Raw genomic sequence first — 14,608 nt, 5'->3', positions numbered from 1 at the left:
GCGCCCCGCGGTGCCGAACGGCCCCGCGGCCGCGGCGATCGGGGGTCGGCCGCGGGCCCGGCCGCCGGGTCCGGCCGCCGTTCTTGCGACCGTCGTTCCGAGGAGGCCCACATGACTGCCGGCACCACCCCCACCTGGGACCCCAGCCAGTACCTGCGTCACGCCGAGCACCGCGCGCGGCCCTTCGCCGACCTCCTCGCCCGGGTCCCGGCCCTCCCGCACGAACCGGCCCGCATCGCCGACCTCGGCTGCGGCCCCGGCAACGTCACCGTCCAGCTCGCCGAACGCTGGCCGGACGCGCACATCACCGGCTACGACAACTCCCCGGAGATGCTCGCCAGGACGAAGGAGTACGCGGGCGCCACGGCCGGCGGCGGCCTGCTCGACTTCGCCCACGCGGACCTCACCGACTGGGCGCCGACCCAGACGTACGACCTGATCGTCTCGAACGCGGCGCTCCAGTGGGTGCCGGGTCACCTCGACGCGTTCTCCGGCTGGCTCGACGCCCTCGCCCCCGGCGGCGTCCTCGCCTTCCAGGTCCCGAACAACCTCGACGCACCCCTGCACGCCCTGCTGCGGGAACTCGCCGGCACCGCCCGCTGGAAGGAGCACCTCGGTGGCCTCCTGCGCCCCGACGACTCCGTCCACGACCCGCTCGTCTACCTGGACCGGCTGGCCCGCCTCGGCTGCGCGGTGGACGTCTGGGAGACGACGTACATGCAGCAGCTGACGGGCGAGGACCCGGTCCTGGACTGGGCGAAGGGCACCGCCCTGCGCCCCGTGCTCACCGCCCTCGCCGACGAACCGGAGGCGCGGGACGCCTTCGTCGCCGAGTACCGGGAGCTGCTCCGCGACGCCTACCCGGCCGAGCCCTACGGCACGGTCCTGCCCTTCCGCCGCCTGTTCGCCGTGGCCCGGACGGCCCGCTGATGCTCGCCGCCGTCGACCACGTCCAGCTCGCCGCCCCGCCCGGCTCCGAGGACCGGCTGCGCGCGTACTACGTCGGTGTCCTCGGGATGACCGAGGTGCCCAAGCCGCCCGTCCTCGCCGCTCGCGGCGGCTGCTGGTTCGCGGCCGGGCCGGTGCACCTGCACCTCGGCGTCGAGGAGGGCTTCCGGCCCGCCCGCAAGGCCCACCCCGGACTCCGGGTCACCGGCATCACCGCGTACGCCGCGCGTCTGGAAGCCCTGGGAGCGGTCGTGACCTGGGACGACGACCTCCCCGGCCATCGGCGTTTCTACTCCGAGGACCCCGTCGGCAACCGTCTGGAGTTCCTCGAACCCCGCTGAGCGGGACCGGGGCGGGGGCCGCCGGCTCCCGCCCCGGTCCCCTCTAGGACTTGCGGTGCCCGATCAGGCGGGGCTTCGGCTCCAGGCCGTCCAGACCGTGCCAGGCGAGGTTGACCAGGTGCGCCGCGACCTCCGCCTTGCGGGGCTTGCGGACGTCCAGCCACCACTGGCCCGTCAGGGCGACCATGCCGACCAGCGCCTGCGCGTACAGCGGCGCGAGCTTCGGGTCGAAACCGCGGCTCTTGAACTCCCGGCCCAGGATGTCCTCCACCTGGGTGGCGATGTCCGAGATCAGCGACGCGAACGAGCCCGTCGACTGCGGGATCGGGGAGTCACGGACGAGGATGCGGAAGCCGTCCGTGTACTCCTCGATGTAGTCCAGCAGGGCGAAGGCGGCCTGCTCGCACAGCTCCCGCGGATGCCCGGCGGTCAGGGAACCGGTCACCATGTCCAGCAGCCGCCGCATCTCGCGGTCCACGACCACCGCGTACAGGCCCTCCTTGCCGCCGAAGTGCTCGTACACCACCGGCTTGGAGACGCCGGCCTTGGCCGCGATCTCCTCCACCGACGTGCCCTCGAAACCCTTGGCCGCGAACAGGGTGCGGCCGATCTCCAACAGCTGCTGACGGCGCTCGGCACCGGTCATACGGGTGCGGCGCGCACGCCGCGGCTTGTCGTTGCTGCTCGGAGTGCTGGAGTCGGTCGCCACGCCGTCAATCATGCCGCGTCGGCGGTTTCCGTCTTGCGCCGGGAGCCCGCCCCGTCCGTATTCCGGCGGGAATCGATACGGGAGCGTGACGGCCAGCGCACGTCGTACGCCCAGCCGAGCTGCTCGAACCAGCGGATGATCCGCGCCGAGGAGTCCACCTGCCAGCGCTCGACGCCGTGCCGCGCGGATGTCGGGTCCGCGTGGTGGAGGTTGTGCCACGACTCGCCGCAGGAGAGCACGGCCAGCCACCACACGTTGCCCGAACGGTCACGCGACTTGAACGGGCGCTTGCCCACCGCGTGACAGATCGAGTTGATCGACCACGTCACGTGGTGCAGCAGCGCCACCCGCACCAGCGAGCCCCAGAAGAAGCCCGTGAAGGCACCCCACCACGACATCGTCACCAGACCGCCGATCAGCGCCGGCAGGGCCAGCGACAGCGCCGTCCAGAAGACGAACTGACGGGAGATCGCACGGATCGCCGGGTCCTTGACCAGATCCGGCGCGTACTTCTCCTGCGGGGTCTGCTCCTCGTCGAACATCCACGCGATGTGGGCCCACCACAGGCCCTTCATCAGGGCCGGGACCGTCTCCCCGAAACGCCACGGCGAATGCGGGTCGCCCTCCGCGTCGGAGAACTTGTGGTGCTTGCGGTGGTCGGCCACCCAGCGCACCAGAGGCCCCTCGACCGCCAGCGAACCCATGATCGCCAGAGCGATCCTCAGGGGCCGCTTCGCCTTGAAGGAACCGTGCGTGAAGTAGCGGTGGAAACCGATCGTGATGCCGTGGCAGCCGAGGTAGTAGAAGAACACCAGCAGACCGAGGTCCAGCCAGCTCACCCCCCAGCCCCAGGCCAGGGGCACCGCCGCGAGCAGCGCGAGGAACGGGACGGTGATGAAGAGAAGAAGCGTGATCTGTTCGAGTGACCGCTTCTGCTCGCCGCCCAGGGTGGCGGACGGGAGCGGGGAGTCGTTCGCCTCCGGGGCGTCGTCGATCACATCGGAGCTCGTGGTCATGGGCGTCCCCTGTGGGGTTCGAGGGTGAGGAGGAGAGCCGGGTCCGGCATCCGAGAGTCCCCCCGCCGTCTGACGGGAGTCCCTACGGTTGCGTAACCTACGGCGTCGTAAGTATGGCAGCGCGTAGCCCGGCGGCAAGAGCCCGTGAGCCTGCGCGTCCGTATGGACACCTATCCTTGGAGTCGGTCGGACAGCGCGGTCCGTTCTGTTTCTTCCCGGATGCCACGTCCCTAAGCGGCACCCGCCGCGCGGTCGTCACCCGGGTTCCCTCCCAGACGAGCTTCGAACGAGATTCCCCACTCTTCAGACGAGCTTCAACACTGCAAGGAGCCGCACCTGTGAGCAGTGCCGACGACCAGACCACGACGACCAGCAGCGAGCTGCGCGCCGACATCCGCCGACTGGGTGACCTCCTCGGTGAGACGCTCGTCCGCCAGGAAGGCCCCGAGCTGCTGGAACTGGTCGAAAAGGTCCGCCGACTGACCCGCGAGGACGGCGAGGCCGCCGCCGAGCTGCTGCGCGGCACCGAACTGGAGACCGCGGCCAAGCTGGTCCGCGCCTTCTCGACCTACTTCCACCTCGCCAACGTCACCGAGCAGGTCCACCGAGGCCGCGAGCTGGGTGCCAGGCGGGCCGCCGAGGGCGGTCTCCTCGCCCGCACGGCCGACCGGCTCAAGGACGCCGACCCCGAGCACCTGAGGCAGACCGTCAAGAACCTCAACGTGCGCCCGGTCTTCACCGCCCACCCCACCGAGGCGGCGCGCCGCTCCGTCCTGAACAAGCTGCGCCGCATCGCGGCCCTCCTGGAAACCCCGGTCATCGAGTCCGACCGCCGCCGTTACGACATCCGGCTGGCCGAGAACATCGACCTGGTGTGGCAGACCGACGAGCTCCGCGTGGTCCGCCCGGAGCCCGCCGACGAGGCCCGCAACGCGATCTACTACCTCGACGAGCTCCACGCGGGCGCCGTCGGGGACGTCCTGGAGGACCTCACCTCCGAGCTGGAGCGCGTCGGCGTCGTCCTCCCGGACGACACCCGGCCCCTCACCTTCGGCACCTGGATCGGCGGCGACCGTGACGGCAACCCGAACGTCACCCCCGCCGTCACCTGGGACGTCCTGATCCTCCAGCACGAGCACGGCATCAACGACGCCCTCGACCTCATCGACGAGCTGCGCGGCTTCCTGTCTAACTCCATCCGCTACGCCGGTGCCACCGAGGAGCTCCTGGACTCCCTGCGGTCCGACCTCGAACTCCTCCCGGAGATCAGCCCCCGCTACAAGCGTCTCAACGCCGAGGAGCCCTACCGCCTCAAGGCCACCTGCATCCGGCAGAAGCTGGAGAACACCAAGCAGCGCCTCGCCAAGGGCACCGCGCACGAGCCGGGCCGCGACTACCTCGGCACCGCCGAGCTGCTGCGCGACCTCACCCTCATCCAGACCTCACTGCGCGAGCACCGCGGCGGCCTGTTCGCCGACGGTCGGATGAACCGCACCATCCGCACCCTCGCCGCTTTCGGCCTCCAGCTCGCCACCATGGACGTGCGCGAGCACGCGGACGCCCACCACCACGCGCTCGGCCAGCTCTTCGACCGCCTCGGCGAGGAGTCCTGGCGCTACGCCGACATGCCGCGCGACTACCGCGCCAAGCTCCTCGCCAAGGAGCTCAGGTCCCGGCGCCCGCTCGCCCCGACCCCCGCGCCGCTCGACGCCGCCGGGCAGAAGACCCTCGGCGTCTTCGAGACGGTCAAGAAGGCCCTGGAGATCTTCGGCCCCGAGGTCATCGAGTCGTACATCATCTCGATGTGCCAGGGCGCCGACGACGTGTTCGCCGCCGCCGTCCTCGCCCGCGAGGCCGGACTGCTCGACCTGCACGCCGGCTGGGCGAAGATCGGCATCGTGCCGCTGCTGGAGACCACCGACGAGCTCAAGGCCGCCGACACCATCCTGGAGGACATGCTCTCCGACCCGTCCTACCGCCGTCTGGTGGCGCTGCGCGGGGACGTCCAGGAGGTCATGCTCGGCTACTCCGACTCCTCGAAGTTCGGCGGTATCACCACCTCGCAGTGGGAGATCCACCGCGCCCAGCGCCGGCTGCGCGACGTCGCCCACCGCTACGGCGTACGGCTGCGCCTCTTCCACGGCCGCGGCGGCACCGTCGGCCGCGGCGGCGGCCCCTCGCACGACGCGATCCTCGCGCAGCCCTGGGGCACCCTGGAGGGCGAGATCAAGGTGACCGAGCAGGGCGAGGTCATCTCCGACAAGTACCTCGTGCCCTCGCTGGCCCGCGAGAACCTGGAACTCACCGTCGCCGCGACGCTCCAGGCGTCCGCCCTGCACACCGCGCCGCGCCAGTCCGACGAGGCGCTCGCCCGCTGGGACGCGGCGATGGACGTCGTCTCCGACGCCGCCCACTCCGCCTACCGGCGGCTCGTCGAGGACCCCGACCTGCCGACGTACTTCCTCGCCTCCACGCCGGTCGACCAGCTCGCCGACCTGCACCTGGGCTCGCGGCCCTCCCGCCGCCCCGGCTCGGGCGTCTCGCTCGACGGACTGCGCGCCATCCCATGGGTCTTCGGCTGGACCCAGTCCCGGCAGATCGTGCCCGGCTGGTTCGGCGTGGGCTCCGGCCTGAAGGCGCTGCGGGAAGCCGGCCTGGACACCGTGCTCGACGAGATGCACGAGCAGTGGCACTTCTTCCGCAACTTCCTCTCCAACGTCGAGATGACGCTGGCCAAGACGGACCTGCGGATCGCCCGTCACTACGTCGACACCCTCGTGCCGGACGAGCTCAAGCACGTGTTCGCCACCATCGAGGCGGAGCACGACCTGACGGTGCGCGAGGTGCTGCGGGTCACCGGCGGCGAGAAGCTGCTCGACACCAACCCGGTGCTCCAGCAGACCTTCTCCATCCGCGACGCCTACCTCGACCCGATCTCCTACCTCCAGGTCGCGCTGCTCAAGCGGCAGCGCGACGAGGCGGCGGCCGGCGAGGAGCCGGACCCGCTGCTGTCGAGGGCGCTGCTGCTGACCGTCAACGGTGTCGCGGCGGGGCTGCGCAACACCGGCTGACCGCACCCGTGCACGAAGGGCGTCCCCACGCGCGCGTGGGGACGCCCTTCGGCGTTCACCGGGCCAGGACCGGGGACGGCCCCGCGTTCACAGGAGGAGGAAGGTGACCGTCAGCAGGGCGACGCCCGTGCCCGCCATCGCCCACGCCGCACGCGTCAGGCGCAGACCGCCCGCGACCACGACCGAGGCGAGCAGCAGCGCACCCGCGAGCGGCACCCAGGAGTAGAGGAGCCCGGCGGGGCCGCTGCGGACGACGTCGTCGCTGCCCGGCTTCACGGTGACCGTGTACGTCCGGCCCTTCTTCACCGCGACCGACTGGTCGATCGTCACGCGCGCGCGTGCCCTCGAACCCGCCGAGACCGGCGTGTACGGCCCCGAACAGCGCCCGTCCGAGCACGTCCTCACGATCATCGTGCCCTGCTCCCGGCCCTTGCCGAGCATCACGTGCTGAGCGGTGCCCCAGGAGGCCCACACGCCCGCGACGAGGATCAGCCCGGCGACCGTGCCCATCGCCGCGAGCCGCCCGAACCGCAGCGCGGCGAACGCGCTCTGACTGGAGGTGACGGCAGGCATGGCGGGGATCATTGGCCATGGCCGCGCGCTCGGTCAACTCCGGTGGGGGACAAGTCGGCAGTTGTGCGCGTACATCGGCCGCTCGGGCCGGCCGGTGCGAACGGCCCGGCGCTCCGGCGCGCGAGCGTCCCACCCCGGCGGCCGGGGGAGCCCGGCCGGCCCGGGCCCGAGGCCCGCGCCCGCTCAGGAGTTGTACGTGCCCTGCGCCCGCTCCAGACCCTCGATCACCAGGCACTCCACGGCGTCCGCCGCGCGGTCCACGAAGTAGTCGAGCTCCTTGCGCTCCGCCGACGCGAAGTCCTTCAGCACGAAGTCCGCGACCTGCATACGACCCGGCGGCCGGCCGATCCCGAACCGCACCCGGTGATAGTCGGCTCCCATCGCCTTCGTCATCGACTTCAGCCCGTTGTGGCCGTTGTCGCCGCCGCCCAGCTTCAGGCGCAGCACCCCGTAGTCGATGTCCAGTTCGTCGTGGACGGCGACGATGTTCGCCACCGGCACCTTGTAGAACTCGCGCAGCGCGTTCACCGGGCCACCGGACAGATTCATGTACGACATCGGCTTCGCCAGCACCACCCGGCGGTTCGCCGGTCCCGGCGGGCCGATGCGCCCCTCGATCACCTGCGCCTGGGCCTTGCCGGCCCGCTTGAACTTCCCGCCGATCCGCTCCGCCAGCAGATCGGCCACCATGAAGCCCACGTTGTGGCGGTTCATGGCGTACTCGGGGCCGGGATTGCCGAGGCCCACGATCAGCCAGGGGGCATTGGCGTCGGTCGTCACGTCCGTGTCTCCCATGTGTCCTTGATACGCGCCGGGTCCCGGCGGCGGATACCCGGCGGGTCCTGCCGGCGCGCCGTGCTCTCGATACGCGGCAGCCGCCGCTCCGCGAGGGAGCGGCGGCTGACGGAAGAGATCCCGGCGGGGATCAGGCCTCGGCGCCGGCCTCGGCGGCGGCCTCTTCCTCGCCCTCGGCGGCGGGCTCCTCGGCCTGCGCGGCCAGGACCTGGAGGACGACCGCGTCCTCGTCGATCGCCAGCGTGGTGCCCTTGGGCAGCGTGATGTCCTTGGCGTGGATGGAGGCACCGGCCTCCAGGCCCTCGACGGAGACCGTGACCGACTCCGGGATGTGCGTGGCCTCGGCCTCGACCGGCAGGGTGTTCAGCACGTGCTCGAGCAGGTTGCCGCCCGCGGCCAGCTCGCCCTCGGCGTGGACCGGGATCTCGACGGTGACCTTCTCGCCGCGCTTCACGAGCAGCAGGTCGACGTGCTCGAGGAAGCCCTTGATGGCGTCGCGCTGGACGGCCTTCGGGATCGCGAGCTCGTTCTTGCCCTCGATGTCCAGGGACAGCAGGACGTTCGGGGTGCGCAGCGCGAGCAGCAGCTCGTGGCCCGGCAGCGTCACGTGGATGGGGTCGGTGCCGTGACCGTAGACGACGGCGGGAACCTTGTTCTCGCGGCGGACACGGCGGGCGGCGCCCTTGCCGAACTCGGTACGGGTCTCGGCGGTGAGCTTGACCTCGGACATCTTCACTCCTCGTAGATCTCGGGGATGGGGTCACCCGGCCAAACCATCGGCCTGCTACGAAGAGCGCGTCGATAACGGACCGCCGTGTCCGCGTCTGAACGCGGAACGGCCTCCCTCGCCGAGCAACTGTGACAGCTTACGCGGCGGGGAGGCCGTATCCGAAATCGATCTAGCCGGACCGGGACCGGCCCGGTCCGTCGACCGGTGCGGGCGAGGCCTACTGCTCCTCGAACAGGCTCGTCACCGAGCCGTCCTCGAACACCTCACGCACCGCGTTCGCGATCGTCGGCGCGATCGAGAGGACCGTGATCTTGTCGAGCTCCAGCTCGCCCGGGGTGGGCAGGGTGTCCGTGAAGACGAACTCGCTGACCTTGGAGTTCTTCAGGCGGTCGGCCGCCGGACCGGACAGCACGCCGTGCGTGGCCGTCACGATGACGTCCTCGGCGCCGTGCGCGAACAGCGCGTCCGCGGCGGCGCAGATGGTGCCACCGGTGTCGATCATGTCGTCGACCAGGACGCAGACGCGGCCCTTCACGTCACCGACGACCTCGTGCACGGTGACCTGGTTCGCGACGTCCTTGTCACGGCGCTTGTGCACGATCGCCAGCGGCGCGTCCAGACGGTCGCACCAGCGGTCGGCGACCCGCACCCGGCCGGCGTCCGGCGAGACGACCGTGAGCTTGGACCGGTCGACCTTGGCGCCCACGTAGTCCGCGAGGATCGGCAGCGCGAACAGGTGGTCCACCGGGCCGTCGAAGAAGCCCTGGATCTGGTCGGTGTGCAGGTCGACCGTGAGGATGCGGTCCGCGCCCGCCGTCTTCATCAGGTCCGCGATCAGACGCGCCGAGATGGGTTCACGTCCGCGGTGCTTCTTGTCCTGGCGCGCGTAACCGTAGAACGGCACGATCACGGTGATGCTCCGCGCGGAAGCCCGCTTCAGAGCGTCGATCATGATCAGCTGTTCCATGATCCACTTGTTGATGGGAGCCGTGTGGCTCTGCATCAGGAAGCAGTCGGCGCCGCGGGCGGACTCCTGGTAGCGGATGTAGATCTCGCCGTTCGCGAAGTCGAAGGCCTTCGTCGGGACGACCCCGACACCCAGCTGGTGGGCGACCTCCTCGGCAAGCTCGGGGTGGGCGCGGCCGGAGAAGAACATCATCTTCTTCTCGCCGGTCGTCTTGATCCCGGTCACAGCACTGTCTCCTCAGAGGTGTCTCAGCTGGGTGATGAGAGGTGGTCTCAGCTGGGGATGCGGGTGCACGGTGCGGATGTGCACTTATCACGGTACGCCGTGTCAGACGTGCCTGTTTCCGGTCAGGCTTCGCCGTCCTGCTCTCGCGAAGCCGCCTCGGCCGCCTTCGCGGCCGCGCTTCCCGGACGCTTGCGGGCCACCCAACCCTCGATATTCCGCTGCTGGCCACGGGCCACGGCCAGTGAACCGGGCGGCACGTCCTTCGTGATCACCGAGCCCGCCGCGGTGTACGCGCCGTCCCCGACCGTGACGGGAGCCACAAACATGTTGTCCGAACCGGTGCGGCAGTGCGAGCCCACCGTCGTGTGGTGTTTGTCCTTTCCGTCATAGTTCACGAAGACGCTGGCGGCGCCGATGTTCGAGTACTCGCCGATCGTCGCGTCTCCCACGTACGACAGGTGCGGCACCTTGGTGCCCTCGCCGATCGAGGAGTTCTTCGTCTCGACGTACGTGCCCACCTTGGCCTTCGGGCCCAGGCGCGTGCCCGGCCGGAGGTAGGCGAACGGGCCGACCGAGGCCTGCGGGCCCACCTCCGCGCCGTTCGCCACCGTGGTGTCGACGCGTGCTCCCGCGCCCACCGTGGTGTCCGTCAGGCGGGAGTTGGGGCCGACCTCGGCGCCCTCGCCCAGGTGCGTCGCGCCCTGGAGCTGCGTGCCCGGGTGCACGATCGCGTCCCGCTCGAACGTGACCGTGACGTCCACCCACGTCGTCGCCGGGTCGACGACCGTCACCCCGGCGAGCATCGCCTCGGTGAGCAGCCGGTCGTTGAGGATCCGGCGCGCCTCGGCCAGCTGTACGCGGTTGTTGATGCCGGCGATCTCCCGGTGGTCGCCGGCCACGGACGCCCCCACGCGGTGCCCCGCCTCGCGCAGGATCCCCAGCACGTCGGTCAGGTACTCCTCGCCCTGGCTGTTGTCCGTGCGCACCTTGCCGAGCGCGTCCGAGAGGAGCTGGCCGTCGAACGCGAACACCCCGGAGTTGATCTCGCGGATCGCCCGCTGCGACTCGCTCGCGTCCTTGTGCTCCACGATCGCGGTGACCGCGCCGCTCGCGCCGTCCCGCACGATGCGGCCGTAACCGGTGGCGTCCGGGACCTCCGCGGTCAGCACGGTGACCGCGTTGCCGTCCGCGCTGTGGGTGGCGGCGAGCTCGCGCAGCGTCCGGCCGCTCAGCAGCGGGGTGTCGCCGCAGACCACGACGACGGTGCCGTCCACCTGGCCGCCCAGCTCCTCCAGGCCCATCCGCACCGCGTGTCCGGTGCCGTTCTGCTCGGCCTGCACCGCCGTCCGCACGCCGGAGTCGGTCCCGGCGAGGTGCGCGGTGACCTTCTCGCGCGCGTGGCCCACCACGACGACCAGATTCTCGGGCTCCAACTCGCGGGCTGCGGCGAGTACATGACCCACCAGGGAACGGCCGCACAGTTCGTGCAGGACCTTGGGTGTGGCCGACTTCATACGGGTGCCCTCACCCGCTGCGAGGACGACGACGGCTGCCGGGCGATTGGCGCTCACGGGATTGCCCTTCGGCTTCGGATGACTGCGGGGTCTTCGGGGTCTTCGGGGGTGTGGACATCCGCAGGATACCGGGGCGTATCAGGAGCGACATGAGAGTGGGCCCTGACGATGCTGTCAGGGCCCACTCGGTGCCGGCTCCCGGGGAAGGAATCGAACCCTCATTCAATGGACCAAAACCATTTGTCCTGCCATTAGACGACCCGGGATGGATCGCGCGCCATGTCCGTATTGGTTGATCGGCGCAGTGCGCGGACAACACTATGCCGTACCGGGCACCTTCGGTGCGACGGTGCGACTGCGCGCTTCGGCGAACTTCCGTGAACTTCGGTGGGCAGGCGGTCCGGTTCGGGCGAGCAGGCGGACGGGTTCGGGCGAGCAGGTGGTCCGGTTCGGGCGAGCAGGTGGTCCGGTTCGGGTGGGCTGGTGGTCCGGCCCGGGCGGGCCGACTGTCCGGTCTGTGCGGGAGGGAATGTCCGCGGCATACCGGCCGGGCGGAATGTGGCGTTCCGTGGTCGAACGGTGATCGATTCAGCAGTTCGAGGGATAACGGGGAGTTTCGCTTCTGTTCGATTTCACGGTGTGGTGTAGGCCAGTAGCGGAAACTCACCGGAAAAGGGGCGGGGCGCGCCCGTAGGCTGGAGACATGACCACGACGGGGGAAGAGCACACCACGGCCGGGACCGGGCCGTGGTGGTGGGTCAGGTGGCGCAGTGCGGTGCTCGACGGGGGCCTCGCGCTGGCGTCGGCGGCCGAGTGCGCGGGAGAGGGAGTCCGGTTCGCGAACGACGCGGGACTGCCCGTACCGGTGGGAGTCGCGTTCGGGGCGATCGCCGGGTCGGTGCTGCTGCTGCGGCGGAAGTGGCCCATCGCCGTCGTCCTCGTGTCCATCGCCATCACACCCGCCCAGATGGGGTTCCTGATGGGACTCGTCGGGCTGTACACGCTCGCCGCGTCCGAGCTGCCGCGGCGCATCATCGGGGCGCTGGCGGGGATGTCCTTCGCCGGCATGCTCATCGTCACGTTCGTGCGTGCCCACCAGGGGGTGGTGCGCGGCGACGTCACCATGGGGGACTGGTTCGTCCCCTTCATCTCCATCACGACCGCCATCGGCATGACCGCTCCGCCCGTGCTCCTCGGGCTCTACGTGGGGGCGCGGCGCAGGCTCATGGAGAGCCTGCGGGAGCGGGCGGACTCGCTGGAGCGGGAGCTCCAGCTGCTCGCCGAGCGGGCCGAGGAGCGGGCCGAGTGGGCCCGCAACGAGGAGCGGACGCGGATCGCGCGGGACATGCACGACGTGGTCGCGCACCGGGTGTCCCTGATGGTCGTGCACGCCGCCGCCCTCCAGGCCGTGGCCCGCAAGGATCCGGAGAAGGCCGTGAAGAACGCGGCGCTCGTCGGGGACATGGGGCGGCAGGCGCTGACCGAGCTGCGCGAGATGCTCGGCGTGCTGCGGACCGGGGAGGGGACGGACGCGCGGCCCTCGTCCGTGGCGGTGCCCCCCGCCCCCTCCGTGCCGCTCGCGGCGGTGGGGGCGGCGGCCGCGGCGGCGGCGTCGCGGGCCGCCGACGACTCCGTGGACGGGCCCTGTCTCGCCGAGCTGGACGAGCTCGTGGGGCAGTCGGCCGCGGCGGGGATGGTGGTCGAGCTGTCGGTGCACGGGGACGTACGGGACTACGCGCCCGCGGTGGAGCAGACCGCTTATCGCGTGGTGCAGGAGGCGCTGACGAACGTGCACAAGCACGCGGCGGGCGCGAAGACCCATGTCCGGCTCGCGCACCGGGTCTCGGAGATCGCCATGCAGGTGGAGAACGAGTGCCCGCCGGAGCCGGGGGACGTGTCGTCCGTGCGGCTGCCCAGTGGGGGGAACGGGCTGCTGGGGATGAAGGAGCGGGTGGCCGCTCTGGGGGGTGTCTTCGTGTCGGGGCCGACGGATGCGGGCGGGTTCCGGGTGTCGGCCNCGTGCCGGTGATCCGCCCGTTGCAGCCCTTGTGCGGGGCGGTGCTGGTAGGGCCTCGGTGGGTGCGTGGCGCTGTCCGCAACGGGCATTTGATTCACCGGCACGGCCCCTTCGGTGGGATAGCGGCTGCGGGTGCGTTCATCGCGGGTTCCCGCACAACTCGCGGGTTCCGCACAACTCTGGGGCCGGGCACCCCTGAGCCCGTCCGGTCCTCTCTCCAGCCGGTCCGGCGGCAGCTCGCAGGCGGTCGTCGAGGCCCCGGGCGGTCGTCCGAGGCCGGCTCCCGTCCGGTCCTCTCTCCAGCCGGTCCGGCGGCAGCTCCCAGGCCCGTCCGGCGCTGGCTCCTGTCCCGTCCCGCCTGGGAGCGGAGGGCGCACCTTTCAGCCCGTCCGGCGTTTGAGGACGAGGCCGTTCAGGCCGATCGGGCTGAGTTCCGGGTTCCTTACGGGGGTGGGGGAGTCCCCCTCCGGCCGGTGCGGCACCGCCTGTGCCGCCCCGCCTTGAGGACAGGGAGCAACCCCTCAGCCCGTCCGGCGCTTGAGGACGAGGCCGTCCAGGCCGATCGAGGGTGGGGGCGGAGCCCGGCGGCTACACGGCTGTCAGGCGGGTGGGCTCCGTGCCGGAGAGCAGCGTGGTGAAGGCGGTGTCGATGTCGGGGCCGAGGTACCAGTCCCCGGTGTGGTCCAGGGTGTAGACACGGCCCTCCGCGTCGATGGCGAGGAGGGCACGCGAGTCGGCCTCCTCGCCCAGCGGGCACACCTCGGTGTCCAGGGCGCGCCCGAGATCACCGAGCGTGCGCGCCATGTGGAGTCCGTGCAGCGGGTCGAGATGCAGCGCGGCGGGGGCGAGCTGCCGGCCCGGCCCCGACGCGGCGACCCGCAGGCCCCCGAACTCCGCCCATGCCTCCACCGCGGCCGGGAACACGGTGTGCCGGTGCCCGGCGGGCGACTCGTGCCCGCGCAGCGCGTCGGCCCAGTACTCGGCCTGCTTTATGTCCCAGCGTCCGGGCTGCCACCCCGCGGAGCGGAGTGCGGCGTCCACGGGGACGGAGAAGCGTGTGGAGGAGCGGTCGGCGTGCATCTGCCCTTCGTTCGTCGAGGGTCGGGACATCGGCGTGGGGGGACGCCGTCGTACGGGGTGGCGGAGTTCACTCGTCCGGTGTCGTCGGGTCGACGATGCGGACGCCGAAGTGGTCGCTGAGCGCCGTGCAGGAACGGCAGGGCTCGGCGAAGCTGCCGTGCAGCGGGTCGCCGTCCTCCCGGATGCGCCGGGCGGTGAGCTTGGCCTGCTTGAGCGCCTTGCGTGCCTCGCCGTTGGTCATCGGTTTACGTGCCGCGCGTTTGCTGCGGGTGGCGTCGATGGACGCGATGTGCCGGGAGATGAGGATCGCCTCGGCGCAGCGGCCGGTGTAACGGTCGCGTTGGGCGCTCGTGAGGGTGTCGAGGAAGTCCTGGACGAGGGGATGCAGCGCGGGTGGCTGGTCGCCACGGGCCGCCGTGCCGGTGAGTGTGGCGCCGCGCACGGAGAGCGCGGCGGCGACTGTGGGGAGTATTCCGTCGCGGCGGTGCAGGAGGGCGGGGGCCTGAGGCGCCTCGGCGCTGCTCCAGCCGACCCGAGGGTCCCCGGACGTGCCCGTATGCGTCGCGTTCATGATCGTTCTTCCCTCCCATGCATCCCCCGGTGCGGAGACAGACTGCCAAAT

13 protein-coding genes and 1 tRNA gene are annotated in these 14,608 nt (G+C 71.2%); 4 read left to right on the top strand and 10 right to left on the bottom strand.

The genetic code is table 11. From position 1 onward, the window contains the following. Nucleotides 1–111 precede the first annotated feature (111 nt). Together ABEB03_RS18120 and ABEB03_RS18115 are read left to right on the top strand one after the other, a co-directional pair. Nucleotides 112–930 carry a trans-aconitate 2-methyltransferase gene (locus ABEB03_RS18120; RefSeq protein WP_345649665.1) on the top strand — a complete coding sequence of 273 codons (819 nt, stop codon included), beginning with the start codon at nt 112–114 and terminating at the stop codon, nt 928–930. Beyond that, nucleotides 930–1,289 carry a VOC family protein gene (locus tag ABEB03_RS18115; protein ID WP_345649663.1) on the top strand — a complete coding sequence of 120 codons (360 nt, stop codon included), beginning with the start codon at nt 930–932 and terminating at the stop codon, nt 1,287–1,289. Before ABEB03_RS18120 ends, ABEB03_RS18115 begins: the two co-directional genes overlap by 1 nt. 43 nt (nt 1,290–1,332) lie before the next feature. On the opposite strand, the gene ABEB03_RS18110 is transcribed toward ABEB03_RS18115, so the two are convergent. Both ABEB03_RS18110 and ABEB03_RS18105 read right to left on the bottom strand, forming a co-directional pair. Next, nucleotides 1,333–2,010, bottom strand: coding sequence for a TetR/AcrR family transcriptional regulator (locus tag ABEB03_RS18110; RefSeq protein WP_028804905.1), 678 nt, complete (start codon nt 2,008–2,010; stop codon nt 1,333–1,335). After that, complete coding sequence (locus ABEB03_RS18105) at nt 2,007–3,014, bottom strand: acyl-CoA desaturase (protein ID WP_345649657.1); 1,008 nt, start codon at nt 3,012–3,014, stop codon at nt 2,007–2,009. Before ABEB03_RS18105 ends, ABEB03_RS18110 begins: the two co-directional genes overlap by 4 nt. A 338-nt stretch (nt 3,015–3,352) precedes the next feature. Here ABEB03_RS18105 and ppc point away from each other — a divergent pair, with 338 nt between their 5' ends. Further along, nucleotides 3,353–6,085, top strand: a complete 2,733-nt coding sequence (gene ppc / locus ABEB03_RS18100) for a phosphoenolpyruvate carboxylase (protein ID WP_345649654.1) — start codon at nt 3,353–3,355, stop codon at nt 6,083–6,085. An 87-nt stretch (nt 6,086–6,172) separates the two neighbouring features. On the opposite strand, the gene ABEB03_RS18095 is transcribed toward ppc, so the two are convergent. From ABEB03_RS18095 to ABEB03_RS18070, 6 genes are all read right to left on the bottom strand, one after another. After that, entirely contained in the window at nt 6,173–6,670 is a 498-nt protein-coding gene (locus tag ABEB03_RS18095) for a hypothetical protein (RefSeq protein ID WP_345649651.1), read from the bottom strand. 171 nt (nt 6,671–6,841) lie between these two features. Continuing rightward, complete coding sequence (pth, locus tag ABEB03_RS18090; protein WP_345649648.1) at nt 6,842–7,453, bottom strand: aminoacyl-tRNA hydrolase; 612 nt, start codon at nt 7,451–7,453, stop codon at nt 6,842–6,844. Between the two features lie 130 nt (nt 7,454–7,583). Continuing rightward, a complete protein-coding gene (locus tag ABEB03_RS18085) occupies nt 7,584–8,183 on the bottom strand; it encodes a 50S ribosomal protein L25/general stress protein Ctc (protein WP_345649645.1) in 600 nt (199 codons plus the stop codon). 217 nt (nt 8,184–8,400) lie between these two features. Beyond that, nucleotides 8,401–9,375, bottom strand: coding sequence for a ribose-phosphate diphosphokinase (locus tag ABEB03_RS18080; protein ID WP_345649643.1), 975 nt, complete (start codon nt 9,373–9,375; stop codon nt 8,401–8,403). A gap of 122 nt (nt 9,376–9,497) precedes the next feature. Then, entirely contained in the window at nt 9,498–10,946 is a 1,449-nt protein-coding gene (gene glmU, locus ABEB03_RS18075) for a bifunctional UDP-N-acetylglucosamine diphosphorylase/glucosamine-1-phosphate N-acetyltransferase GlmU (protein ID WP_345649640.1), read from the bottom strand. 138 nt (nt 10,947–11,084) lie between these two features. Then, nucleotides 11,085–11,155 (bottom strand) — tRNA-Gln (locus ABEB03_RS18070). Nucleotides 11,156–11,592: 437 nt separating this feature from the next. Between ABEB03_RS18070 and ABEB03_RS18065 the strand changes: the two genes are divergently transcribed. Continuing rightward, nucleotides 11,593–12,918, top strand: coding sequence for a sensor histidine kinase (locus tag ABEB03_RS18065; protein WP_345649637.1), 1,326 nt, complete (start codon nt 11,593–11,595; stop codon nt 12,916–12,918). Nucleotides 12,919–13,494: 576 nt separating this feature from the next. Here ABEB03_RS18065 and ABEB03_RS18060 read toward each other — a convergent pair. Next, nucleotides 13,495–13,986 carry an SUKH-3 domain-containing protein gene (locus ABEB03_RS18060; RefSeq protein WP_345649634.1) on the bottom strand — a complete coding sequence of 164 codons (492 nt, stop codon included), beginning with the start codon at nt 13,984–13,986 and terminating at the stop codon, nt 13,495–13,497. A 67-nt stretch (nt 13,987–14,053) separates the two neighbouring features. Continuing rightward, nucleotides 14,054–14,557, bottom strand: a complete 504-nt coding sequence (locus ABEB03_RS18055) for a YwqJ-related putative deaminase (protein WP_345649631.1) — start codon at nt 14,555–14,557, stop codon at nt 14,054–14,056. Nucleotides 14,558–14,608: the final 51 nt, after the last annotated feature.

The organism is Streptomyces siamensis, from assembly GCF_039543605.1.
Classification (GTDB): domain Bacteria; phylum Actinomycetota; class Actinomycetes; order Streptomycetales; family Streptomycetaceae; genus Streptomyces; species Streptomyces siamensis.
This window is presented reverse-complemented; position numbering and strand designations above follow the sequence as displayed.